Annotated in this window: 10 protein-coding genes and 1 tRNA gene; 6 read left to right on the forward strand and 5 right to left on the reverse strand. The window is 61.5% G+C overall.

Going from position 1 to position 25,779, the window contains the following annotated elements; all coding sequences use genetic code 11:
- Positions 1-6 precede the first annotated feature (6 nt).
- From ACQRCJ_RS02305 to ACQRCJ_RS02320, 4 genes are read right to left on the reverse strand one after another with little or no spacing between them, the layout of a single operon-like run.
- On the reverse strand, positions 7-3,129 hold the full coding sequence (locus tag ACQRCJ_RS02305; protein WP_427799287.1) for a virulence factor SrfB: 3,123 nt from the start codon (positions 3,127-3,129) through the stop codon (positions 7-9).
- 2 nt (positions 3,130-3,131) lie between these two features.
- Positions 3,132-4,448, reverse strand: a complete 1,317-nt coding sequence (locus ACQRCJ_RS02310) for an SrfA family protein (RefSeq protein ID WP_427799288.1) — start codon at positions 4,446-4,448, stop codon at positions 3,132-3,134.
- Complete coding sequence (locus ACQRCJ_RS02315) at positions 4,445-5,632, reverse strand: S1 family peptidase (protein WP_168935936.1); 1,188 nt, start codon at positions 5,630-5,632, stop codon at positions 4,445-4,447. The genes ACQRCJ_RS02310 and ACQRCJ_RS02315 overlap by 4 nt, the downstream gene beginning before the upstream one ends.
- A 57-nt stretch (positions 5,633-5,689) precedes the next feature.
- Positions 5,690-6,469: a glycine zipper domain-containing protein gene (locus ACQRCJ_RS02320; RefSeq protein ID WP_204674882.1), complete on the reverse strand. Its 780-nt coding sequence runs from the start codon at positions 6,467-6,469 to the stop codon at positions 5,690-5,692.
- A gap of 180 nt (positions 6,470-6,649) precedes the next feature.
- On the opposite strand from ACQRCJ_RS02320, the gene ACQRCJ_RS02325 reads away from it, so the two are divergent.
- The 6 genes from ACQRCJ_RS02325 to ACQRCJ_RS02350 all read left to right on the forward strand — a co-directional run bounded on the left by ACQRCJ_RS02325 (position 6,650) and on the right by ACQRCJ_RS02350 (position 13,458).
- A complete protein-coding gene (locus tag ACQRCJ_RS02325) occupies positions 6,650-7,603 on the forward strand; it encodes a TAXI family TRAP transporter solute-binding subunit (protein WP_168935934.1) in 954 nt (317 codons plus the stop codon).
- A gap of 41 nt (positions 7,604-7,644) precedes the next feature.
- Complete coding sequence (locus ACQRCJ_RS02330) at positions 7,645-8,157, forward strand: DUF1850 domain-containing protein (RefSeq protein ID WP_427799289.1); 513 nt, start codon at positions 7,645-7,647, stop codon at positions 8,155-8,157.
- A gap of 88 nt (positions 8,158-8,245) precedes the next feature.
- Positions 8,246-10,312: a TRAP transporter permease gene (locus ACQRCJ_RS02335; protein ID WP_427799290.1), complete on the forward strand. Its 2,067-nt coding sequence runs from the start codon at positions 8,246-8,248 to the stop codon at positions 10,310-10,312.
- Positions 10,313-10,942: 630 nt separating this feature from the next.
- Positions 10,943-12,253: an ATP-dependent protease ATPase subunit HslU gene (gene hslU, locus ACQRCJ_RS02340; RefSeq protein WP_168935931.1), complete on the forward strand. Its 1,311-nt coding sequence runs from the start codon at positions 10,943-10,945 to the stop codon at positions 12,251-12,253.
- A 225-nt stretch (positions 12,254-12,478) separates the two neighbouring features.
- Entirely contained in the window at positions 12,479-13,279 is an 801-nt protein-coding gene (locus ACQRCJ_RS02345) for an endonuclease (protein ID WP_427799291.1), read from the forward strand.
- A 92-nt stretch (positions 13,280-13,371) separates the two neighbouring features.
- A tRNA-Leu gene (locus tag ACQRCJ_RS02350) sits at positions 13,372-13,458 on the forward strand.
- 215 nt (positions 13,459-13,673) lie between these two features.
- On the opposite strand, the gene ACQRCJ_RS02355 is transcribed toward ACQRCJ_RS02350, so the two are convergent.
- A complete protein-coding gene (locus ACQRCJ_RS02355) occupies positions 13,674-25,727 on the reverse strand; it encodes a PLxRFG domain-containing protein (RefSeq protein WP_427799292.1) in 12,054 nt (4,017 codons plus the stop codon).
- Positions 25,728-25,779: the final 52 nt, after the last annotated feature.

Raw genomic sequence — 25,779 nt, forward strand, 5'->3', positions numbered from 1 at the left:
CCGTCGCTAGTTGGCGGCGTTCACGACGCCGGTATCCAGCCAGTAGCCTTCGTCCGTGGGCAGGGTCTGCAGACGGATCTCCAGATCCCGGGGCGAGACGAAGTTGCCGGCATTGTCCGTGATGGCGGTGATGCTGAATTCCCCTTCGCTGCGTTCTTCCCGCTCGCCGTTGCTGACGGGCATGTCCTCATCGTCCAGCATCTCGGCCACGTTGAGGGTGACGTCCACCTTGTAGGGCAGACGGCCCGAGGCGCGGGCGCGGGCGTCTTCACTGGCGAAGGTCAGTAGGTGATAGCGGGTGGCGGGCCAGCGTTCGGCCCCCAGCTGGCGGTAGCCGATGCCGAGCTGGCCGTTGAAGGCCACGGTGCGGTTCAGCTCCACACCGCTTTTGGCGTCCACATCCACCTTGAACCAGACCTTGGGGGCGCGCAACTGGGTATTGATGTCCAGCTCGCCGATATAGCGGGCGGTGGAGGTCAGACGCAGCGCGTTGGAATCGAAGGAGAAGCCTTCGATATGCCCTTCGGCCAGGGCGCAGAGGATGGCGCCCACGACCACGGTGGTCTTGGGGTCCTGGATGCGGCCCAGCGTATCGGGGAAAGGATACCAGCTGCCCACATGATAGCGGCGCATGGGGATGATGCGGTCCGGCGGCACGGGCAGCTTGGCCATGACCGTGGAGGCGACCACCTTCCAGGCGCTGGGGCGGCCCGTCAGCAGCAGCATGTCGGTATCGTACAGGTGCACCAGCTCGCAAAGGGCCGAGAGCGTGGGGGCCAGGGTCCGCTGGATGGTGGCCTGGAGTTTTTGCGGGCTGACCGTGATGGGCACATCCATGATGGAAAAGTCATCCAGACCGGGCACCGTGTCGCGCACCAGGGCCGTCACGGCATCCAGGGTGGACTGCTGCGGGCGCAGGGCCAGGATGGCGGGGCGGAACGTGCCGCTCTCCGCCGGGGCCTCTTCTTCCCCGATCCGGCCGTTTGCCGGGGCGTCGCCCACGGCAGGCTCGAAAAAGTCCCCCAGGGTGCAGGTCTGGTCCAGATGGACGTCGCTGTCCTGCTCGCACACGCGCAGCAAACCCAGGGCCACAGGCAGGGCCACCTGCCGTACCAGGCGGATGCGGGTGTTGCGCTGCTCCTGCGACATGCCGATGGTATCGCGGCCGAAAAGCTGGGCCAGCAGCAGGCGCGGCTCCTGGACGCCCCGGGCCTGCAGGGCATCGGAAACGGCCGGGATGACGTGCTGGAGCACCACTTCGCGGGCCACTTCGTCACCGGCGATGTTGAAGCCGTCGCGGAACTCGGTATGCGGCACGATGCGGGCCGTGTCGCCCTCGCCGCTGGCCAGTTCGTAGGTGGTGATGGACAGGTCCGTGGTGCCGCCGCCGATGTCGATGGACGCGATGCGCACGCAGGGATGATCGTTGTAGCGGGCGCGCTTTTTGCCCATCAGGCGGAACAGGTGGTGGGCGTCCCCGTGCTGTTTGACGGTAAGCTCGTTGTAGAGCAGCACCAGCTGGGAGCAGCTGGCCTCGTCCCAGTCACAGCGCACCAGCGGGCTGGTGCGGTAATCCCCGGACCGGATCCTGTTCTGCTGCTGCGGCGGCACATACCACTCCGACCAGCCGAGGCCTTCCCAGATGACCTTGACGGCCCAGAGCACCCAGCGCCGGAAGATGCGTTTTTCCGCCACGGGCATGGCCGTGGGCACGGTGAAGATGAGGCGGCGCAGACGCCGGGGCAGGTTGGGCAGCCGTCCCCGGGCACGGGTGGCGGGCGAATTGATGGTGATGAGCGTCTGGGTGAGGATCTCGCCCAGCATGAACATCATCAGCGAAGAGCGCGTGAACAGGGACTCGAACACCGGTTCGGGCTGCTGCTTCTTCAGGGAAGGGCTGCGGCGGAACAGGGGATCGTCAAAGCAGGAGAGCGGCGTGCCCTGCGGATTGAGCTGGCGGGCGAACAAGCCGCGGTTGACCATGGGCTCGGTGTTGCCGCTGGTGTTGTAGCGCCAGGTCTGCTGCCACGGACGCTCGTCCCACAGGTAGCGCTTGGGGCTGGACATGCCGGTGGTGCCTTCCGCGCAGACGGCCTGCGTGGCCAGACGTGCCGCCTCGGGACCGATGCGTACGGCCGAGGGCCAGGCAAAGGCCGGGATCTGGCGGCCGGAGCGGCGGCTCAGGGTATCGTTGCCGAAGGTGGCGTCCACGAATTCCACCCGGGTCTCGAACGGATCGGCGTATTCCAGATCGGGCTGGCTCAAATCGCGCAGGCGCAGCACATAGCTCTGGTTAAGGTCGGTGCTGCACTGGGGCGGCGTCTCCACCAGGATGCCCGTGGTGCGGGAATTGCCGATGTCCAGGATCAGGTCCACGTCCACCGGCGTGTCCCGGGCAGGATTGATGACCTGCACGGCCACGTCCTTGACGGCCAGACGCACGATGTCCAGCCAGGTGAGATAGCTGGCCAGATGCTTGAGCACATAGGGATCTTCCTCGCCCCAGGCCGCGCCGCGGCGCTTGCCCTGGTTGCGTGCCGTGTACAGTTCCAGCAGCCACTGGTCCACCCAGGCCTCGTTGAGGAACCAGGAATTGTCCCGCACATGGTGGGCCAGCATGAAGTGCCCGTGGGCGCTGACATCCTGGGGAGACAGGGCGTGATAGCGGTCTTCGCCGGCGGGGCGCTCTTCCACGGTGGTGTCGAAGATGATGACCACGCGCAGCATGTTCGGGTCCTTGCTGGAAGGCATGACCCGGGCCCGGGCCCAGTTGGAGGGACCGCATTCGAAGCATTTGCCGCCGTCGGGCCAGCACTGTTCCAGCGTGCGCAGGAAGGGCACGGGCAGCCACTGGCCGTCCCATGTCTTGAGCTCTTTGGCGGCCTGCATGGAATAGGTGTCGCCCGTGTATTCCTTGCCGGTCAGCTGGTCGGTGAAGACGTTGTCGCGGTTCTCCAGACAGTGGAGGAAATGCGTATAGCGGCCGCCGCTGCCTTCTCCCTTGAGCTCTTCATAGAAATAGCGGACGTGCTTGCCCAGGGCTTCCAGCGGCAGGGCAAAGTCCAGGAACTGGGGACATCCGCCGGGGATGATGCTCACGGGCGAAAGGTAGTGGGGAATGGCATCCATGCTTATTTCCTCTTGAAGTCAGCTTTCCAGCGCAGGTTGCGCTTGCTCTGTTCCACGCCCTGGCAGCGGGTGCTCTTGTCGTTGCCGGTGCACTGTACCTGCTGGGGCACATACTGGTTGCCCTTGGGGCAGGGGGCCGACCCGGCCCGCCAGACAAGACGGTTGCCCTCGAACTTGGCCGTGGCCGGACCGCTGCAGACCTGGCCGTTCTCTTCGCGCACGAAGCGCCGTCCCTGGCCCTTCTTGTCGAAGCAGTACTCGGCGATGATGGGCGTATTGGACGGATGCGAGAACAGGCCCGTATCGCTCTGCCAGCAGCCTTCCAGGAAGCTCAGGTCGTTCTTTTTGGCCGCATCGGCGGGGATGTTCAGATCCTCGTTTTTGCGGGGCTTGGGCTTCGGTTCCGGCTTCGGTTCCGGTTTGGGCTCAGGCTTGGGCTTCGGTTCCGGCTTGGGCTCGGGCGCAGGCTCGATGGGTTTGTCAGGCACTAGCTGGGGCGTGACCACTTCAGGATCGGGCTTTGGCGGCTCCGGCTTCGGTTCCGGCTTGGGCTGCGGCGGTTTGCAGAGCAGGGCTTTTTCCCGCAGCTGGCGCAGCAGCTCTTCCAGCTCGTTACGCTGCTTTTCCGCTGCCTGGGTGGCCTGATCGAGACGGGGATCGGCCGCCGGTTTGAGGCAGGATGCGGGCAGGGGAGAGGGCAGGATGCCCAGGGCCGCCAGCAGCAGCCAGAGCAGGAGCAGGGCCAGCAGGAGCGGCAGCAGCCAGCCAAGGCAGCCGCTGCCGGCAGCGGCCACAGGCACGGCAGCCGCAGCCACGGGGGCCGCCGCGGCTGCCACGGGGATGGCGCCGCCCATACGGCTGAGATCCTGTGGCATGGCGCCGACGGCTCCCGGAGCAAAGCCCCAGTTCACCAGGACGGGCTGGCCGTCCACGGACCAGAGATCGTCGTCATGGGGGTGTTGCAGGACCAGGGCGAGCATCTGGCCGGCAAGGGCCTCGCGGCTTTGGGCGTCTTTTCCCCATTGTTCCGACAGGTGCAGGATGTCCCGGGCCAGTTCACCGGCGCGGGCCCGCAGGCGCTCCGCCTCTTCGGCAGGGAGCGCGCTCACCGGGGTGGCGGTCCCGTTCACGCCGGCGTACCAGTCGATGCGCTGTTGGCCGGGATCGTGCTGGGGCTCGGCGATGAGGGCCGCATGGGCCGGGCTCAGGTGCTGGGCGATGATGCTGCAGACCTGGGCGTGGCAGTCTGTGGCGAAGATGCCCTGGCTGGCCAGGGCGCGCATGGCGTTGCGCTGGCTGGTAAGCAGGAAAACGCTCATGGTCTCACCCCTTTCTGGCCATCGGCCTTTTCGTCTTGTGCCTGAGCGGCGGCAGGCGTTGCCGCGGCCTGGGAGAATCCGATGCCGATCTCCCGCAAATAGGCGGTAATGCTGCTGCCCACGATGGCGATGCTGGACTGGCGGTAGGAGGCATCATCGAGTTTGATGAAGGTATTGATGCCCACCACCTGGCCCTGTTCATTGACCAGAGGGCCGCCGCTGTTGCCTTGCGAGACCGTGGCCGTATGCACGACCAGCGGCGGTGTGCGTTCCAGGATGACGCTGACCACGCCTTCCGTATACACCACCTCGGGCACGGCGGAATCGTTGCCCTGCAGCAGGGCCATGAATTTGGGATCGTCGTTGGTCACGGCGCCGGGGAAGCCCCAGGCGCTGACACGCTGGGTACGTTCCACACCGGGGGCGAATTCCAGCGGCGTGATGGCCGCATCGGCAGGCAGCTCCAGCAGGGCGAAGTCCCGGCCGCCATCCGCGCTGCGATGGCGCACGGTGGCCTGCAGGACACCGCCCGTGGCCTTGTTGATGAGGAAGGCCTGGCCGGCATTGCCCACCACATGGGCATTGCTCAGCACATGGCGGCGGGAGATGAAGAAGCCGGATCCCATGGACAGACCCTGCGGCTGCCGGGCCAGCACGAGGACAGTGCCCTGTTCCAGCAGCTGGGCCATGCTGCCGGGACGGGCAGGGGCCTTTTGTGGCGTGACCGGCGTGCTTTGGGGCGTCACATCGGACGGGATCTGCAGGGGCTCGCCGGAGCGGCCGCCGGGCACAACTCCGGGGACGGCGTCAGGAGGGGGCGGCAGCTGCGCCAGTTTTTCTTTGATGACGCAGGGCTCTTCCTTGAGCAGGGCCCGCAGCTGGGCCAGATAGGCGTCCATCTCGGCATTTTTGGCCAGCTGGGCGTTCAGGGCGGCTTCCTGGGCCTGTTTTTCCGCTTCGGCGGCCTGCCATTGCTTCCAGAACAGCCAGCCGAGCAGGGCCAGGACCAGCAGGAACAGCACGATGCCCCAGAACAGGGGACGGCGGTACCAGGGAACAGGGACCGGGGCGCCCCGGGGGGCGTCCGGATTGCCGGAGGGATCTCCACCGCCGGCGGTGTGTGCGGTGTCGGCGGTATCGGGACGGGGGACATCAGCGGTGTTTTTGCCGGGATCGTCAGCCATGGGGGTATGCTCCGAAAAAAGGGCGCACTTCTCGTGGGAAAGAAGCGCGCCCTGCTGTTACAGCATCAGATTGTTGACGGTCTGCTCGTACGTGGCCAGACGCATGTCCACGTCCTGGCGGGTACTTTCCAGCTCGCGGCGGGAATTGTTCCAGGCCTTCTTTTCCTTGCGGGGGGCCTGCTGGCGTTGGGAGACCTGCCCCTTGGCCTGAGCCTGGGCCAGGGTCTTCTGGTATTCGGCATCACGCTCGATGACATGGTCGGAGGTGAGCTTCAGGATGCGGGACGTTTCTTCGAGACCGCTGCGGATCTCCATGTAGCGGTCCTGGAAATCCTGCCGGGTGATGGCCCCGGCCTTGTACTGGGCCGCGGCCTTCTTGAACTGTTCGTCATAGCAGCGGGCCGAAAGACGGGCGGCGGCAGTGGCGCGATCCATGCCTGCGCTGTCCTCGCCCAGTTGGGCGGCATAGCTGGCCAGCAGCCTGCGGTCGTTCTCCCGCTGCTGGGACTTGCCGTAGATGTTCCCGCCCACGGCGCCCGCCGCACCACCGGCCACGGCACCGGCCAGGGCGCCTTCCACCTTGCCGGTGGCCAGGCCGCCGATGAGGGCACCCAGCAGGGCGCCGCCCGCGGCGCCTCCCGCCGTACTGTTGGTGACCCTGTCTTCATCGGCCCGCAGCTGGGCCACAGGGGAGTAGCACTGGGGATAATAGTTGACCTGTGTCGTCTGCGCGCCGTATTTGCTGGCGCAGCCGCCGAGCAGGGCGATGCACGCCACTGTTACGACCAGAAGTCTGAGATGACGCTTGACCATGTGGATCTCCTTGGCTGGATGCATGGTGTCTCGCTCTTTCCATAATATGCCTTTGCCGGGGAGCAAGTCAAATAGCGAGCCCTGACGGAAGGTACGGGGCACGGCTGATTTGCCCTTTTTGCATATTTGGTGTATACTCAATGATGGTAGTGAGAATGCCATTTTAGTGGATGCGTTCTGTAACCTCTTTTCGGGAGAAGCCTTATGAAAAAAGTTCTCAGTCTTGTCCTGGCCGCTGGTCTGCTGCTGGCCGCCTCGCTGGCCAATGCCGACACCAAACGCCTGACCTTGGCCACCGGCGGGACCTCCGGGGTGTACTTCCCCCTGGGCGGTGCCATTGCCCAGGTGATCACCAACAAGAGCGGCGGCGCCATCTCCGTGACGGCCCAGGCTACCGGTGCTTCCGGTGAGAACATGCGTCTGGTCCAGGCTGGTGACGTGGACTTCGCCATGGTGCAGAACGACGTCGCCGACTCCGCCTTCAACGGCCTGGCTCCCTTCCGCAGCAAGCTGGACAACGTGCGCGTCATCGGCCGCCTGTATCCTGAATACCTGCATGTGGTGGCCAGCAAGGACAGCGGCGTGAAGGCTCTCGAAGATTTCAAGGGCAAGAAGGTCTCCGTGGGTGCCCGCGGCAGCGGCAACGAAGTGAACTGCCGCCAGATCTTCGGCTTCTACGGCCTGGATTACAAGAACATCGAGCCCATCTTCCTGCCCTACGGTGAAACTGCCGACCAGTTCAAGGACCGTCAGGTGGACGGCTTCGTGTTCACCATCGGTACGCCCAACCCCGCCATCCAGGACATCACCACCGCTCAGGAAGTGGTCTTCGTGCCCCTGGCCGGCCAGAAGGTCGAGGAGATCGTCAAGAAGTTCCCCTACCTGGTGAAGGACTCCATCCCGGCCGGTACCTACCTGGGCCAGAAGGACGCCGTGCCCACCCTGTCCGTGCAGTGCATCCTGGTGGCCAACAAGAACATGCCTGACGACGTGGCCTACACCCTGACCAAGACCCTGTATGACAACCTGCCCGACGTGGCCAAGGCTCATAACAAGGGTGCCGAGATCTCTCTGGAACACGCCGCTGACGGTGTGACCATCCCCTTCCATCCTGGTGCTATCAAGTACTTCAAGGAAAAGGGCCTGGACATCAAGTAGGCTGAGTTCTCAGGCAACAATCAGTTGATTCGGGACTTATGATGATGCGGCGCAATACCATTGCTTTTTTGCTGGTCATGCTGGTCTGTATGACAGGCGTACTGTGGGTTGCGCCGCATCTTTTTTTCAGTGTGCAGGCGCAGGACGTGCAACGCCTGGTGCTGCGCGACAGCAGCGGCAGGGAACTTTTCAGCCGGCCCGCACCGGACGGCAGCGAGTTTGCCATTCGTTACAGGCATTCCGTCGCTCTGAGTCCGGTGGAGGACTGGTTCAGTGTCAGCGGGGGCTGCATTTATCTGGAAAAAACGGTTTATCAGGATTTCGGGGCCGGACTGCCGCATCAGCCGGGCCCGGGACAGCGGATGTATACGGAAAACGGAAAAGTTGTCATCAGCGGCTATCATATGGCCCTGCCTTCCTTTGATGTGCGCGTGGGACGTGTGGCGAACCACACCCTGCTGCTGCCTGAAGAGGGCGGGGAACAAAAGGAGATCCCGCTGAATTCCCTGCTGGAACCGGGACAAGCCATTACCCTTACAGTCGTTTTACCCTGATAATTTTTGGACATTGACTTGGCGTGAAAGGACACGCCCGCATACTTACACAGGACATGAGAGGATGAGCCACGAAAAAAGAATGCATATGATCGATGAACAAGGGGCAGGGGGATTTGCCCTGGAAGAAGGCCACAAACTGGATTCCAGTGCTGTGGAGAAGATCCAGGAGACCGTGGACGTCTCCGAGATCGTTGCCAAGTACGACAAGGAATCCGTTTACCGCTCCTTCAAGGGGTGGCTCGATATTTTTATCAAGATCCTTTGTATCGCCTTTTCCGCTTTTCATCTGTACACGGCCGCCACGACGCCCTTTGCGCCCCAGATCCAGCGCGCGGTGCATCTGGGCTTTGTGCTGACCCTGATCTATCTGCTGTATCCTGCCCGCGCCACGGGCAACATGAACAAGCTGGCCTGGTATGACGCCATCCTGGCCATCGCCGGGGCCGTGGTCTGCGGCTACATCGTCTGGCAGTATGACATCATTGTGCTGGATGCCGGTCCGGCCACCGAGCTGGACTTCATCATGGGCTGTGCGTCCATCCTGCTGGTGCTGGAGGCGACCCGCCGTATCGTGGGCATCCCCATCACCCTGGTGGCCGTGGTCTTCCTGCTGTACGCCAAGTTCGGCAACCTGATCCCCGGCATGCTGGGGCACCCCGGTTTCTCCGTGCAGCGTATCGTCTCGCACATGTATCTGACCACGGAAGGCCTGTTCGGCATGCCTCTGGGCGTGTCGGCCTCCTTCGTCTTCCTGTTCATCCTGTTCGGTGCCTTCCTGCACAGCACCGGTCTGGGCAAGTTCTTCATCGACCTGGCCCTGGCCGCTGCCGGCCGCTACGTGGGCGGCCCCGCCAAGGTGGCCGTGCTGGCCAGTGGTTTCTTCGGTACCATTTCCGGTTCTTCCGTGGCCAATACGGTGTCCACGGGTACCTTCACCATCCCGCTCATGAAGAGCGTGGGCTATCGCGGTGCCTTTGCCGGCGCCGTGGAAGCCGCCTCGTCCACCGGTGGCCAGATCATGCCGCCCATCATGGGGGCTGCGGCCTTCATCATGGCCCAGTTCCTGGGCGTCGGTTACGTGGAGATCGCCAAGGCGGCCCTGGTGCCCGCCCTGCTGTATTACCTGGCCGTGGGCTTCATGGTGCATATGGAAGCCAAGCGCCTGGGCCTCAAGGGCATCCCCAAGGAACGCCTGCCCCGCACCTGGGTGGTGCTGCGTCAGGGCGGTTACCTGCTGATCCCCATCATCGTGCTGATCTACATGCTGATGCAGGGCTACACGCCGCTCAAGGCCGCCTACTACTGCATCGTGACCACCGTGGTCATCTCCCTGGTGGCGGAAAACTGGAAGACTTGGCATGGTGCCCGTTACAGCAATGAAAATGTGATGAGCGCTCTGGCCCAGACCAACTTCCTGTCCCTCAAGGGCGTCCTGCAGGCCATGGAAAACGGTGGTCGTCTGGCCCTGGGTGTGGCTGCCGCCTGCGCCTGCACCGGCTTCGTCATCGGCGTGGTGACCCTGACCGGTCTTGGCCTGAAGCTGGCCAACGCCATCCTGACCATCTCGGCCGACAGCTTTGCCCTGACCCTGCTGCTGACCATGCTGGCCTCCATCGTTCTGGGCATGGGCCTGCCCACCACGGCCAAGTACATCGTGCTGGCCACCATCGCGGCCCCGGCCATCATGCACTTTGGCGTGCCTGCCATGGCGGCGCACCTCTTCATCCTGTACTTCGGCATCCTGGCCGACCTGACGCCCCCTGTGGCACTGGCCGCCTACGCCGCGGCAGGGATCGCGCGATCAGAGCCGAACGCCACAGGCTTCATGGCGGTCAAGCTGGCTTTGGCCGGCTTCCTGATCCCCTACATCTTCTGTTACAACCCCGGCCTGCTGATGATCGGTGCCTCCGGTTGGGAAGTGCTTTTCTACGCTTCCACCGCGGCGCTGGGCATCGCCAGCCTGTCCTTTGCCAGCGTGGGTTACTGGCTGCGTAACCTCTACTGGTGGGAGCGCCTGATCCTGCTGGCGGGCGCCATCACCCTGATCACTCCTGGCGCCATTACCGACGCCATCGGTTGCGGCCTGCTGGTCATGATCTACATCAGCCAGAAGATGCTGACCTCGGGCCCTGTGAGCAAGACTGCTGGATAAGGGCTGCGATAAAGCAGACAACAAAAAAGGCCGGTTCATCCGGCCTTTTTTGTTGTTGTCGTCTGCCGATATCGTGTTGAGGTAAGGAAAGGACAGCTACGGCTGCCATGCGCTATGCTCAAACAGCCAGCTTGAAGGAAGCACAAGGCCGGTACGGTGCGTCTGGAATGCCGGAGCGACCGAGAGGGAGCTCCTTTTCAATGTCTGTCGTCTTGTCTTTTTTCTTTTGGATCCCGCCCCGGCATCAGGCACCAGACGGCAAGGCCCCCCAGGGCGAACAAGGTCAGGTCCCGGTGAGGGAAGGCTGCCAGCGCCAGAAGTATCAGGATGACCAGCAGGCATAACCGGCAGGCGCCGCGCACCGCCATGCGCAGGAGCAGGAGGAGGGCGGCTATGCCCAGCAGGGGCGGCAGCCAGTCCAGCTCCGGAGGTAAGGGAGGAAGATGGAAGATATGGGGAAGGTGCATGGGCCACGATAGGAAAAAAGCAGGTTCTCGACAATGGGGCCATTGTCAGAGGAAAAATCATGCTCATATATAAGGAGGCATGACTGCCGGAAAAAATCGTCGGACCGCCTGCACTGGCTGGCCGGCTGGAAAATAGAGCGTCGAAGGACGCGCAGGAGATGCAATGAGCACACTCACCCCGCGTGAAATCGTGGCAGAACTGGATAAATTTGTGGTGGGACAGGAACAGGCCAAGCGCATGGTCGCTGTTGCTGTCCGTAACCGCTGGCGTCGTCAGCATCTTCCTGAGGAGCTGCGTGATGAGGTCGCTCCCAAGAACATCATCATGATGGGCCCCACCGGTGTGGGCAAAACCGAGATAGCCCGCCGTCTGGCAAAGCTGAGCGGAGCTCCCTTCATCAAGGTCGAGGCCACTAAGTTCACGGAAGTGGGCTATGTGGGCCGCGATGTGGAATCCATGGTGCGCGATCTTATGGAGATCGGCATCAACCTTGTGCGGGAAGAGGAAAATGCCCGGGTCCGGGCCGCTGCCGAAGCTGCCGCCGAGTCCCGTCTGCTGGATCTGCTGCTGCCCAATTCCTTTGGCGGGGACCGCAACGATACCCGCGAAAAACTGCGCCAGCAGTTCCGCCTTGGCTTCATGGATGACCGCGAAGTGGAAGTCGAAGTGACCGAGCAGCCTGCCCAGGGCATGGACATGTTCGCCATCCCCGGCATGGAACAGATGGGTAACCAGGTGCGGGACATGTTCAGCAAGGCCTTCCCGCCGCGCCGCAACCGTCGCAAGATGAAGGTCCGCGAGGCCTATAACGTGCTGATCCAGGAAGAATCCGGCAAACTGGTGGATCAGGAAGCTCTGGTGGACAAGGCTCGCGAGCGCGTGGAGCAGATGGGCATCATCTTCATCGACGAGATCGACAAGATCGCCAGCTCTTCCCAGAATCGCACGTCCGACATCTCGCGCGAAGGCGTGCAGCGTGACCTGCTGCCCATCGTGGAAGGTTCGGCGGTCAACACCAAGTACGGCATGGTGCGCACGGACCATATCCTGTTCATCGCGGCCGGGGCTTTCCATTTCAGCAAGCCTTCCGACATGATCCCCGAACTGCAGGGACGTTTCCCCCTGCGAGTGGAACTCAATGCCTTGGGCAAGGATGAATTCCTGCGCATCCTGACGGAACCCCATAATGCCCTGACGCGGCAGTATGCGGCCCTGCTGGGGACAGAGCAGATCCGCCTGCAGTTCTCGGAAGACGGCATCGAAGAGATCGCCGCTTTTGCGGAAGAGATCAATGCCACCAGCGAGAACATCGGTGCCCGCCGCCTGTACACCATCATGGAAAAAATCCTGGCGGACATCTCTTTTGACGCGCCGGACATGCCCGGTGCGCAGATCGTGGTCAACCGGGCCTATGTGCAGGAACACCTGCGCGATGTCCGGGAAGATCAGGATCTGAGCCAGTATATCTTGTAACTTGATCCCGTTGCCCCGCAGGGGCAGGACAGGGAAGGGCCCGTCGCTCGCGATGGGCCCTTTTTTATTGATATTTTGCCGGGGTCTTTTTTTACGAGGAGGGTGTCTTGAAAAATAGATATAGATAATCTTATATAGCCTCAAAAAACTGTCTGCAGATTTCACCTTCTGGAAGGGACGTGCCCCATAGGCAGGCCATATGCGGACATTTTGCGAGGTATCGCCATGAAGAGGATCGTGTGGTTGCTGTGGGCATTGCTGCTGGTACTGCCTGCTCAGGGCTGGGCAGCGGGCAATATGCAAAACGAGAGTTTTGCCAAAGCCAAACGGCTGCTGGAGCAGAAAGTTTACTATGATCACCGTCAGACGCTCTATTGCGGGGCTGCTTTCGATGAGCACAAGCAGATCCGGCTGCCGCGGGGATTCACGGCAGACAAGCACCGGAAGCGCTCCTCACGGGTAGAGTGGGAGTACGTTGTCCCCGCCGAAAATTTCGGCAGGGCATTCCCGGAGTGGCGGGAAGGTCATGCCCTTTGCGTGGATCGTAAGGGCAAAGCCTTCAAGGGACGTGCGTGCGCGGAAAAGGTCAATGCTGATTACCGTCGCATGCAGGCCGACATGTATAACCTGTACCCTGCCATAGGTTCGGTCAATGCGGTACGCTCCAACAAAAATTTCCAGATGCTGGGGCCTGATGTCCCTTCGGCCTTTGGTTCCTGCCCCATGAAGATCAGCGGCAACAAGGTGGAGCCGCCGGAGCGGGCACGCGGACAGATCGTACGCTCCAGCCTGTATATGGCTGCCAGTTATGGCGAGCATTATCGTCTGAGCCGTCAGCAACAGCAGCTCATGCAGGCCTGGGCGCGACAATATCCCGTGGATGCCTGGGAGTGCCGTCGGGCAAGCCGTATCGAGCGCTTGCAGGGCAATGAGAACAGGTTCGTCAAGGAGTCCTGCTTGTCTGCGGGCCTTTGGCCGGAGCAGGAGACAGCGTTTTTTCTGGAAGACGCTGAAGGCATTTTTTGAAGAAATGCAGGCAACAGAACGCAAAAAACTTGACGAAGGCACCTATCGCCTGTAATCTCTAAAAGCTTTGTGGGCTTCTGGCCTGCGGCTATGCCGGGATGGTGGAATTGGTAAACGCAACGGACTCAAAATCCGTCGGTGGCAACACCTTGCGAGTTCGAGTCTCGCTCCCGGTACCATAAAAATCAAGGGTTTACGGAAACGTAAACCCTTTTTTCGTGCCAAAATCCCGCACCAAATCCGCACCAAAAACGGTCTTTGCACCACGTTTGCACCAAATCTGCACCAAGAGGATTTGTAGCTGTTTCGAGTGTTATCCCTCTGATGCGTTCACGGCCGTCAATGAACTTATTAGAACGGCCCCGCCTCCTCTCGGAAGCGGGGCTTTCCCTTACTACACTCCCCACGTCGCCATCTGGGCGGCGCCTTTTTCTCTCTGGTCCCTGGTGGGCCTGTTCTCCCGCCTGCGTGCGGCCACACGCCGCAGCACGTCCTTGGGCATGATCTTCATGGCCGGCTTTCCTTCCGCTTCCATCTCCTTGTTCCACGCCTGCAATTTTTTCCGCAGCTCGCGCATCATGTACGGGCGTCCCTTGCTTTCAAGGTCATCCAGGGCCTGGTTGGTGAAGTCGTCCATCCTGTCGCTACGCATCGACGTACGCCTTTTCTCAGCCGCGTAGGCTTCATAACTCTTGGCACTGCTGGTGGGCTGAAAGCCCAGCGCCTTGCCAAAAGCCTCTCCGGTGGAGAGCTTCCGGGCGCCGGGCTGGCCCGGGCTGTTGATGGGCCGTCCGCGCAGGGTGGTCTGGCCTTCCGTGGAAAGGCGCCAGGCCTGCATCGCGTTGGCCACGAAGGTCGGCACAAGCGCTTCCACCGCCCTGTAGTCAGCGCCGAAGCGCCTGGCTTCCAGGAATTTGGACGGCTTGTTCACGGCCAGATCATACGGGATGCCCAGCAGATCGCCCAGGCTTTCCGTCATGGCCTCCTTGAACGTCTCGCCACGCTTCATGCCCTCCGTGAAGGGCGTCTCCATGCGCAGGGAGCCGCCAATATTCACCCCCAGCAAGGATGGCAGTCCATAACAGACCACATCCCGCAGCAGGTTGTTTGCCGGCAGGGCGTTCCTGATCTTTGCGGTCCAGTCCTCGTCATCCCCGGAAGCCGCGGCGCACAACGCCGCCAGCGTCGCATAGAAGGGGAAGGCCGTCAGCCCGCCAAGGGCCACGGTCGCCCCCAGGCTCTTGGCCACGAAGGTGCGCCCCTCCTTGCCCTCATAGAGCAGGGCCCGCCACCACAGGTTCAGGATGTTGGCTCCGAAGCTGCGGAACGTGAACACGGGGGAGAGCATGCGTCCGGCCACATTGCTGCGCAGGAATTCCGGCTGGTTGCCGCGCCCGTATTCAAAGTGTGTATCGCGCACCAGCATGGCCGCAAAGTCCCGTGCCTGCTCGTGGGTCATCTTCTGGCCCGGCTCAAGCCCATATTCTTTTAAGGCCTTGGTCTTGAAGGCCCCGACACGGGCCGCCCGGTAGGCTGCCAGAGCAAGGGAGGCCCGGTTGAAGATCTCCACCTTGCTCATGGGCCAGCCCAGCAGTCGCGTGAAGCGTTCCCACATCCGCAGGGACGGCGAAGCAGAGATCTGCCCGCGGATTTCTTCCATGTAGGCATCCGTGATGACACTGTTGCCGTACAGTTCTTGCAGCATGGCCGCTTCTTCGGCAGTCAGCTTCTTGGCACCGTGCAGTCCCTTGCCAGAGTAGGTCAGGCCGATGGTATCCATGGCGCTTTTCAGCCAGTGGCCCCCGCCGCCGGTGACATACTGCTGCAAGCGGGGCACGCCCACCACGGCATTCTGGGTCAGGTTGACCACGGCGGTCTTGATATTCCCGCCCAGATACCAGGCAAAGGCCACGGACTTGATATTGCCGGTGATCCTGTCGATCTGGTCACTGTTGCGCAGCATGTCCTTGGTGTACTGCGCAGCATATTCCCACAGTCGGGGAGAGGCGCTGGCATCAATCTTGCCCAGGGCCCGGGCAAAGTCCGCAGCGGCTTCCATCTTGGTCAGCCAGCCGTTGAGACCGGCCATGTAGCTGTAAAGGACGCCCTTCACGTCCTGGGTCTCGAAGCCGGGGATATTCTGCCGGTGGATGCCATGGGCCCCGAAACCGCGGGCTTTCAGGACGTCGGCCACGCCAGAGAGCAGGGTGGAGCGCACGCGCTCGGCCTGTTCGCTGTCGCCCAGCCGGGACGCCGCGGCGGAGATGATCTGTTCCATGGCTTCCGGATCAATGGGAGCCCCCAGGATGTCATCCGGCAGCTTTTGGGCTTCGCGCGGATCCTCCCATGTGGCGTCGGGAAAGTCCTTCCTGTGCTCGGCAACGATCTTGGCCCATTCCTCGCGCACCGATGAGCCAAAAGGTACGTCAAAATGCTTGCGGAAGACCGTTTCCTTGCCCACCTTTGCCACTACGAAATATTTCCCTGTACGCTGATGCGGGAAGTAGTTGTGGATGTTCCCGAACTCCGTCCGGTATATTTCCAGGTCGGTATCGGCAAGGTCTGACATGGCGGCCATTTTGTTGTAGGCACGCAGGAAGGCGGCATCCAGAGCTTCGCGCACCTGCCCAAAGGCCTGCTTCACGCGCTCCGGCTCCGGCTGTTCCTTCAGCCATGCCCTGAACTTTTTCTGGTAGTCCGGGTTCAGCTCCAGGACGTCGCGTCCGTTCACAGTCTGGTCAACGACGTTGAATTTCTCGATGGCGTTCAAGGGCCCGATCTGCTTCCCGTCCCACTTCCAGATCATGGCAGCCAGCTGTTCCTGCTCCTTCTGGCCCAGACGCTTGCTGGCATCACCATCAAAGAGCAGAGGCACCTGCTCCAGCGTGGCCTTGAGAGCGGCGGAGCGCTCTTCCACACGCCGCAGCTGTCTGTCATAGACCTTGGCGAATCCGGCATGGTCCTTGGCCACCCAGTGCGGCAGCTTGAACAGGCGTTCGGCCAGGCTCAGGTCATGGCGCGGGATCAGCTTGCCCATTTCTTCATTGGACAGGATGTCTTCCACGTCAGCGCTCACACCACGGCCCATGACCTTTCGCAGTGCCCGGATGCCGGAAGCAACGCTCTCGGTAAGACCGGACGGGCGAGAGGCGAGGGAGGCCAGGGGAGTATTTTCCCCGCCCCTTCCGTGATCCGCCGGCTTGACCACGTCCTTTTCCGTGAGTATTTTAATCCCACGATAGCTCTCGCGGTTCACCACACTGGACAATTGCAGTCCAGCTCGTTCTCTGAACCAGCGGGAGCTACGTGTTTTGTCATAGTAGCGCAGGTTTCCTGCTGCGATCTGGTTCTTGGCCCACACCCAGCCCGGAACAGTTTTCCCCGTGTCGCGCCTCGTGCTGCGGTCGTGAATACTGGCAATATCGTTAACGCGAGTACGCCCTCTGTCCACGTCAAAATGAATGGCTGCGACAAGGTTTTCCCCATTCCGCTCCATTTCCGTCAACATGACATACGCGTTGGACATGGTGGCCGACTTGAATACCATGATTGGATTCGCCAGATGTTTCGGCAGGTCTCGAAGCGTATCAAGTGGGATATCGTGCTTCGTCAACACCTTTGTCAGATTGTGCCTCGTTATTTCCATCGGCAGAGGTTTGGCCCCCAGACGCTGTAATACATCTGGTGTGGCTCCAATCGTGAGCCCGCTGATTTTGTTTCCGCGTCCATCAGCAATGTCATCAAGCTGCCTTCCCCAGGCTTCCATATCCTTCTGTAGCTGCACCCAGGCAGCACGGGCGGCTTCCTGCTGGTCAGCGCTCAGGGAAGCGAAGGCACCGGCACTGTCCGTCCCTTCCTCCAAGGCCGCGTCAGGCATGGCAACAGGCCTTCCCTCCATCACATGCCCCTGCAGGGCGTCCAGCAGCCGCTCCATCTGGCTACGGCCCATGCGTCCCCTGCGACCGGTCAGCGTGTAGACCATGCCGTTCCAGGCACGCACAATGGCATCGACGACCCGGCGCCACAGGCTTTGTTCCTGCGTGCTGCGCAGCATCCCCCGGGCACGGCGTTCCGCCAGATTGGCCAAGGCTTCTTCCATGATGAGCAGCCTGGCAGCTTCGTTGCTGCGCGGGTCTCGTCCATACCGGCTGGCGATGTCGCGGATGCTGCTGTTCCCCATCCCGCCCATGATCTGCCAGAGCTGGTTGAGCAAAAGTCTGCGCTGCGCAGGTGCCAGTGCGGAGCGAAGACCGTGATGCACGATGTTTTCATGCAGCCAGACCTCTGCGGCCCGCTCAAGGCTTTCCAGATTCTCGACAACCAGCCAGACGGTGTCTGTTGTCGGATCGTACAGGCCTTCAACGCTGTCCGCCTGCGAAGCATAGGCATCGCGCAGGTTCTGCGGCAGGGCCCCGGCATTTTCCACGATCTCCACGCGGGCGGCATTGGCGGCCATACTGTTCATTTTGTCAGCCAGACGGCGCACAGCCTCCGTGCTCGGGGCGCGTCTCCCCTTGAATTTGGGCGGCAGGAACTGGCCGGCGACCCGGAACAATACCTGCCCCGTCCCGTCATTGACGCCCAGACGTTCCCGGAGTATGTTCATCACATCACCCCGATTGGTCCGGTGTCCCAAGGCTTCTTCGGAAGTGTCTCGGCCCGGCTTTAGCCAGTCGGGGGAAATGCCCCGATTGGTCCGGTGTCCAGACGACCCTTCACTCGAAGGACCTTCATTTGAAGGATGGCCCGGCTTTAGCCAGTCGGGGCTTATTATTTTTGTCAGCTCGTGATCGTAAAAACGGTTGCCGTTGACATCTTCACGCAGCACGAAGCCCACCACATAATCCTGTTCGTCCAGCCTGATCTTGCCGGCAAAAATATGGGACAGAAGTTGAGGCGTCTTCCTGATGCTGTCGACATGGATACCGCCCTCAATGATCTGCGGGATGAAGGGCACGGATCGTGCCAGCAGCTCATCATATCCGTGGTGAAGACTGGCCTTGATACCAGATGGTGTCACCTGCACCCTCCATCCGGTATCCGCATTGGCGACCGTCGTCCCTTGGGGAAAGGCGGTACGCGCCCAGTCGTGTACGGCCTTGCGCATATTCCGGCTGTCCGCATCAATAGCCTTTCCCGGCCCGAACCACTGCGTGCTGTCGGCCTCGATCGTGGGCATGTCGGCAAAGCGTGAAGGCAGACTGTCCGGCCTGCGCGCAGGGCGTGAGGCCAGTGACGCCAGGGCCTGACTGTCCGTATCAGCCATGATTTTGCGGGCTTCATCCCGGTTGTTGTCGGCTACGAATCCGTAGCCCTGGCCTGACAGCGCCTGCAGGATGCCGGCGGCCTGACCTTCGGAAAGATGCCGCAGCACCATGCTCTGCCCGGAGCGGATGAAGTCTTGCCCCGCAGCCTCAAGCACGTCCCTGTTCAGGAAATACTGCGCCCCCTTGGCCTTGGACGAAGGGACGGAAACAGTGAAATCACTCCCGTCATGGGACAGCACAAGGAGCTTGTCCGCCGTTTTGACAGCAGCCTTGCCGGGCAGACCCCGCAAAAAGCGTATGGCCGCATCGGGCGACAGGGAAACATCCATCCCGTCAAGAAGTTTCTGGGGATCGGTGTCCTTGGGCAGCATGATGCCCGGGATCGTATTCCCCTCATGATCCTGAAAGGTGATGACATTGCCCTTTCCATTGACTTTCTGGAAGGCGGCCAGGATGTTGCCGGTGATGATATGGGCCTTTTCCCTGCTTTCTCTCTGGGCAGAATCGAACATCCCGTACAGCACGTCAGGATCGCGATGCGATGGAGTGACCGTAAGGGCATCTTCCTTCCGCACGGTCTGTGACAGCGGGATGGTGATCTTTCGGGAGGCATCCGGCAGGGCAATGTCCATCTTCCAGGTGCTGAGCGCCAGGGGATTCTCCGCGCTGCCCTTGTGGTACAGCCTGAGCATGACCCCTTCCATCAGCAGGTTTTCCCCAGAGATCAGCACCGGTGTCCCTGGGCGCATCCTGGCCGCATCAGCAATGACATCCCGGGCAAGGTTCAGCCGGTTCTGCTGGTTTGCTGCGGCCTCGTCGCTCATGTCCCTGATCTTGACGTTATGCCAGACCTGAGCCTCCTGAAACAGCTTTTCCGTATCTGGAACATCCGCAGCCTGCACCATCTCCTTCACCTTCGCGGACGGCCAGGGCTTGCCCAGTTTCTTCACGTCATACGTCCCGATTCTGGCCGCCCCGGCAAAGGGGGTATCCTTGCCCACATCCTTGGCCGGCACTATCTCCACCTCATCCAACAGGCGGGCATCCAGCGGCAGGCTCTTGGCCTCAAGGCCAGTGCCGCCCATGGCTTCAAGCTGGGCAATGAGGTCGTTGTACTCGGATTCCAGCAGAGCATAGAGTTGTTCTTGCTCCTTGACCGGCAGCAACGGGATGCGTCCCGTCACTTTGCGCATGGCGTCCTCGCCGTCTTCCTTGACCGGAGACCCAAGTTTTTTGGAAAGCTCGGGATTCTCGTCCATGACTTGCTTGGCGACACGATCCCCGTACTTGTTGAGGAAGTCAGGGATATTTTTGAATGACGTGTCGGATTCCTTGGATGCCGTTGTGTTGGCATTCAGGCTGTTCATTTTCTTCGCCAGGACAGCGGCAGGACGTTTTTCCGCTGGCAAATCGGACATGATGAGCTGATAGGTTGGCGGCACGACCTGACCGGTGCGGAAAACTCGGCCCAGCGTCTGCATGAACACGTCTATGTTGGATTCCGCCTGCGCGATGATCATGTTGCGCCGACGCTGATCCTTGAACCGCTCTGATGAATGCAGGCTGATGCCCGTGCTGCCCGCCTGGTTGAGGATGACCACATCCAGTTTGCCGGAATTGAATTCGTCCACGACACGGATGCGGTCAGAAGGGCCAGTGGCACGCTTGGCGTAGGTCGGGACGTCTGTGGTGTAGTCGATACGCTCGGTACGCCCGGTGATCTCGTCCGCCTTGATACCTCTGGCTTCAAATTCGGCCAGCATCCTGTCGATGACCGAGACCTGAAGACCGCCAAAATCGGAGTTGCGAATAACGGCCAGGGCATTGTTGTAGGCCTGCACGCCGTCGGGCCCCAGCTCTTCGTCCGTAAGGCGGCGCTTCGTATCGGCTTTTTTCTGTCCGGCTTTTTTGATCGCGATCATCCGCGACTTTTCTAGGTAGCGGACAAACATGTCATTGAAGGTGAAGTTGATGGGGGAACCGACGGCAATGCCGTTCTGTTCCGCAAACTCCTTGATCATGCTGCCCATGGTATTGGACAGGGCGATGACGACTTTCTCCCCTCTGGCCACGTCATTTGCCGCGGCTTCGACCACAGCATCCACTTTCTGGGCCAGCAGGCTCTGGGCAATGACGTTGTGCATGACAGCCGTGAAATTGGTGCTGGAAGCACCTCCCTTGCCGGTGCTTTTGTTGTCACCAACAGAACCGCCCGTCTTTGCCGCCGCCTTGTCAGCCGCTTCCACAGCCGCTTCTTTGGCATCGTCAAAGGCCATGATGGCCCGCATGATGTCGGCGGTCTTTTCAGCACGGTCTTTGTTGATGGAAACCGTGGAGGTCTGCACCTCCGCCCCTTCAAAGGAGCGCTCCCGGCGCAGATACTGTCCTGTCTCGGTCAGCTCTGCGGCCACTGCCTGCTGCATGGGGATGCCGCCACGTTCGATGGCCTCGGCCAGCTTGCCCATATCATCGGCGGCGTACTGCATGTCCGTCTTGAAATACAGGGACATGACGTCAGGGCGCTTGGCATAGGTGGCGCTGGAATAGAATGTTCCCTGCCGCGAGGATTGCAGCATTTTGCGCACGAACTGCGCACGGTCGTCTGCGGCATTGGCTTTTTTGCGGGTGGAGGCCTGTCCGCCGGCATTGTGGGATTCATCCAGGATGAAGACGGCATTGGGCGCGATGTCCATCATGAACTGACGCCGGAAGGTATCCTGCCCCTTGACGGGGTTGAGCTGGTCGTACGTGGTGAAAACGGCATCATACGCTCCCATGCCGTTTTGCATCACGTCGCGCAGGAGCTTTTCATGCGCTTGCGCAGACTTTGTTTTCAGCTCCCGTCCGTCAGGGAGAAGGATGGCATCGCTACCAGAAAGGCCCGCGTTTGTGGGCAAGGGGTTGAATCCCTCCATGCCGATATCCGCCAGGTCGCGGACCATATCGGCATAAAGGTCAGGCTTCATGGTCACAAAGACCGGGATGTAGCCCTGACGCTTTGCCCAGCGGATGATGCCGGCATTGACTCGGCCCTTTCCGATGCCGGTCTGGTCGCCAATAATGAAGCCGGAACCATCGGCAATATTGCTGATGGCCATGCCCAGGGCGTCCACCTGCTCGGCGGCAAAATAGTTGCCGAGCTCTGCGGCAGGATAGCCGAGCTGATCCGCCACATACTGGTCAATGCCGCCGTGACGTTTTTCAAGGTCTGCCAGGGCTTGTCTGGCAGCGGTAGCCATGTTTTTGGGCACGAGCGTCCCCATGCTCTGCATGGAGCTGGCCGGTTCATAGGCTGCCTGAAATTCTGTGGCTTTTGGCTTCTGGGCAGCCGCTGGCTTGTGACCGGTCTTTTGCTGCCGGGCAGGGGAGCTTACTCCCAGCTCGGGACGTACATCCCCGCTGTCACCGAGTTCGCCCACTCTTCCAGCGTCATCTCGTCCGCGCCGTTCTCCGGTGTCTCTTCGGTGGCCGTCTGCGGCCAGGTCAGACTGTCCTGTCCCTCCGGCACGCCCGCCTTCTGTATCAGCAGATACGTCATTTCCGGATTCGCCAGCAGGCCGTTCACTTCCCAGTATTCGCCCTCCGCCAGTTTCCGCAGATCGGTCATTCCGTACCCGAGGATCGAGGCGTTTTCCAGATCGCGCACCATCTGTCCCAGCGTCTCTTCCGGATCGTACGCGTCCTCTATCAGCGTCTGCAATTTCAGCGTCAGCAGCTCGATCAATTCGTCCTGACTGGCTATCTGGTCCGTCTCCCACTCGTCCGGTATCTGGACCGTCAGCGCCGGGCGTTCGCTCGGCGGCGTCCACCACTTGCCCATGCAGTACCTCCTCAAGGTCACCAAAAGACGTGTAATGACGCGGCAGGGCGGCGCCCGGGAACACGCGGCCACGAGAGGGACCGCTGTTCTCAAGAACAACGATGTCTATGGGGTATCCTGCCCCCTGACGCTCATACAGTTTACCATCGACGCTGAAATGATCCAACACCCGGTAATGCTCGAACAGCCAACCCCAAAAGTGTACCTGATCGGCGGCACGGTACTTTTTGCTCCGGCTGTCGTCGTCACCTTTCTTCCCGCCGATGATCAGTACGGCACGGCCATCTTGTTTCAGCGAGCTCAGAGCACGAGCGACGATGGCATGATCAAGTTCTTTCGTCGTGAGACCGTTGGCGGAAAATTCTTTGGTCTGCCTGCCTGCATCCTTCACGCGACCAAAAGGAGGGTTGGCGATAACCACGTCCATGCCTGAAGGCGCGTAGTCCACAGCATCCCGTTCGGAGACGGTGAAGCCCTGGGAGCGCAGGCGCTCTGCCCGGTCAGCGTTCAATTCGTTGGCCGTGGTATTCTTGGGGGCTGCCTCCATCAGCAGCATACCGTTACCGGCTGTGGGCTCGAATACCTTGGTGCCCGTATCGATACCCGCCAGACGCGAAGCCAGGAAGGCGATGGGGGCCGGTGTGCTGTAGGCTTGCTGGGCCACACTGGTGCTGGTGCGCACGCTCAATCGGGGCTGACGCTGGTACAGGTCCACCAGTGCCCGATAAATGGCCGTATCGTTCTCCCGCCGTTCCCGCATTTCCGCCACAGTTTTGCGTGCGGCAAGTGTCACTCCCAGCTCGATGGCTTCATCCACGGCCTTGGCCGTTTCCGTGGCCGGGCGTACGGCGCCGCCCAGCAGTGAAGCTGCCTCCCTGCGGGCTTCGACGATGGTGCCGAATTTCCTGCCTGTCAGGAAAGCCGCAGAAAAATGATGGGCAAGAGCGATGGTATCAGGCTTGTCCACCGTGCCGTATGATGTGCCGTTTGCCGCAAGCTGATCTTCTGGGGAAGATTCCTCGTTACGTCCATGCTGCGCCGCCAGTTCTTTCAGCTTGCTGAGCGGAGCCCCTTTGTGAGCCTTGCGGAGGTCTTCCGGCAGGCTTTGCAGAATGGCTTTCCGCTGCTCGGCTACTGATGATGTACCGGATTTCTGCCTTTTCGCCGGTGTCCCTTCGGATTGTGGCGGCGTCGGTGAGCCTGCGGGGCCGGTAATGGTCGCCACTACGAGATGGTCCCGCAGGAAATCATCCTGTGGAGACGGCTGCTGCGTCGCGTCGTGGGCATCTTCCGCGGCATAGGGGAGAATATCGCTATTGATGCGCTCCCAGAGCGCGTCATGCGTCACGCCAACATACTTTCGCTCCTGCTGGATCTCTGCCACGGCAGCCTGCATCCGCGCGTCGCCGGTAGCCTTTGCCTTCTGTTCGGCAGCCTGAAGGATGCTGTCAGCCTGGTTCTCCCGCCTGTCGTCCCCGATGGGCATACGCGAGATAGGAGCCCCCCCGTACATGAGAGGAGCCGTCACTTCGGGAGCCGCCTGTACGGAAGCGGGCTTCTCCTCTCTGCGTGGAGAGGCGTCAGGGGCTTCCTGACGTGGCGCATCCATCGGCGTCATTTCAGGCGTGGGGACGACAGGGCGTGCTACAGGCTGCTGTGCCGGCATGGCCGAAGGCGCCGCCATATCGCCGGCTTGCGGCGCAGGCTGCGCTTCCCGCGGGATGGCATCGGGCGCAGGCATGCCCAGCGCCTCGGCAGGGGCCGTGATATCGGCCCGCGGCGTGGCCTGGATATTCAGCACTTGGGCTTGTGTAGGCACAGCCGTGACAGGAGGCTGCCGTTGAGGTCCTGCCTGTCCCATTTGGGAGAGCACGCCACCAGCGGGCAGGGGAGAAGGTTCCACTGGGAATACCGGTGCGGCCATGACCTGCTGGCCCGGCTGGGCAGGGATGCCGTCATTGCCCCGGGGGGACAAAAGCGGTGAGGTTTGGCGCGGGATATCAGGCCCGGGAGCGGGAGCATGCACGGCCGGAGCGGATTTTACAGGGGCGCTCGGCAGCCCGGGTGCCGGACTATCTTCCTGCTGCGGGGGCGGAGCGAGCAGGTCAACGGTTTTTCCCTGGTCAAGGGATCGTGCCAGACCGGCCGTATCTTCACCTGCCGCCTGCTCCGCCTCCTCAAAACGCCGCACAAAGTCTTCGGTATCTTGGGCCGCAGCAGGATCCGTGAACGGATCGCCGGGGATGAAGGCAGGATCTGGCTTGGGGGCATCAGTGCGCAGGTGGTTCCAGCCCCTGGCGGATGCCTCCCGGTTCCACATGGCTTCGTCGATGCGAGCTTCCGGGGCGTTCCATTCCGGTCCGCTGAGGGAGTCAAAGTCAGCCGGTGCCTCTTGGTCAGGAGCCGGAGCCTCTTCGACCTGTTGGCCACGGCCATAACGGCGGGAGAGCAGGTCCAGCCCCTTCTTGCCGCCGGCCATGAGCGTCGTCTGCCAGAACGTGGCCGGCGCCACTTCTCCAAGCGCCTGCAAAACGCCGGGGGCCTCGTCACGCAACCCCAGATCGGCCTCGATGGATCCTTGTCCCATCTGGGTGATGGTTTCGGTCGCCATTTCCTCGCCATACAGGCCGGCCACACGTTTTGCGGCGTTACCTATGCCACCCGAGAAAACCCGTTTCCCAAGAGGGCCCAGCAGCTTGGCCATAAAAAGATTGCTCAGGGCTTCCGGCCCGGCTTCCCACAGACCGTACTGCGTCGCCTCGCTGTCAAACTCCTGGGCTATCCTGTCCCATTCGCCCTGGGTCGGCGTGCGTCCCAACACCTTGGTGGTCTCGGCCAGCATGTTTTCCATGAAGTTCTGCTTGCTGGCCCGGTAGGCGACAGCCCCGGACGCTGCCATGCCTGTAGCACCGCCCACCACCGGTCCCGCAGCCATCGTCGCGGGGATGCCGGCACCCAGGCTGGCTCCCATGGTTGCCAGGCTGTAGGGCATGGAGATCATGGCATCAGCCACACCATCAAAGGCTTTCCCCTGATATTTCTGCACATAGGCAGCCTGCTGGCGGGCGCGCTCCTCACGGTCCCGCATGGCCTCGGTGTCCGTCACATCGATGTCACCGCCGTGCCAGGTATCGCGCACCGTGCCCACGATACCGCCGGGCAGCATGGTCAGCCCCTCGCCGATAGCAAGGGCCGTGTTTCCCAGACGTGACAGAAAGCCGGGCTCGTCAGTCTGCTGTGCCGCAACATCGGCGCCACGGGCACTGTCCTGTCCCGCATACTGAGAAAAATCGACGTTGGAAAAGTTGAACAGGTAGTCCTGATAATTGGTCTTGGTCGGGCGATGAGATTCTCTGGCCATCTATGTTCTCCATGGGTATGGACAACGGCCGGAGGAGAGGAGTTGACAAAAT

The organism is Desulfovibrio sp. SGI.102, assembly GCF_050314315.1.
Taxonomy (GTDB): domain Bacteria; phylum Desulfobacterota; class Desulfovibrionia; order Desulfovibrionales; family Desulfovibrionaceae; genus Desulfovibrio.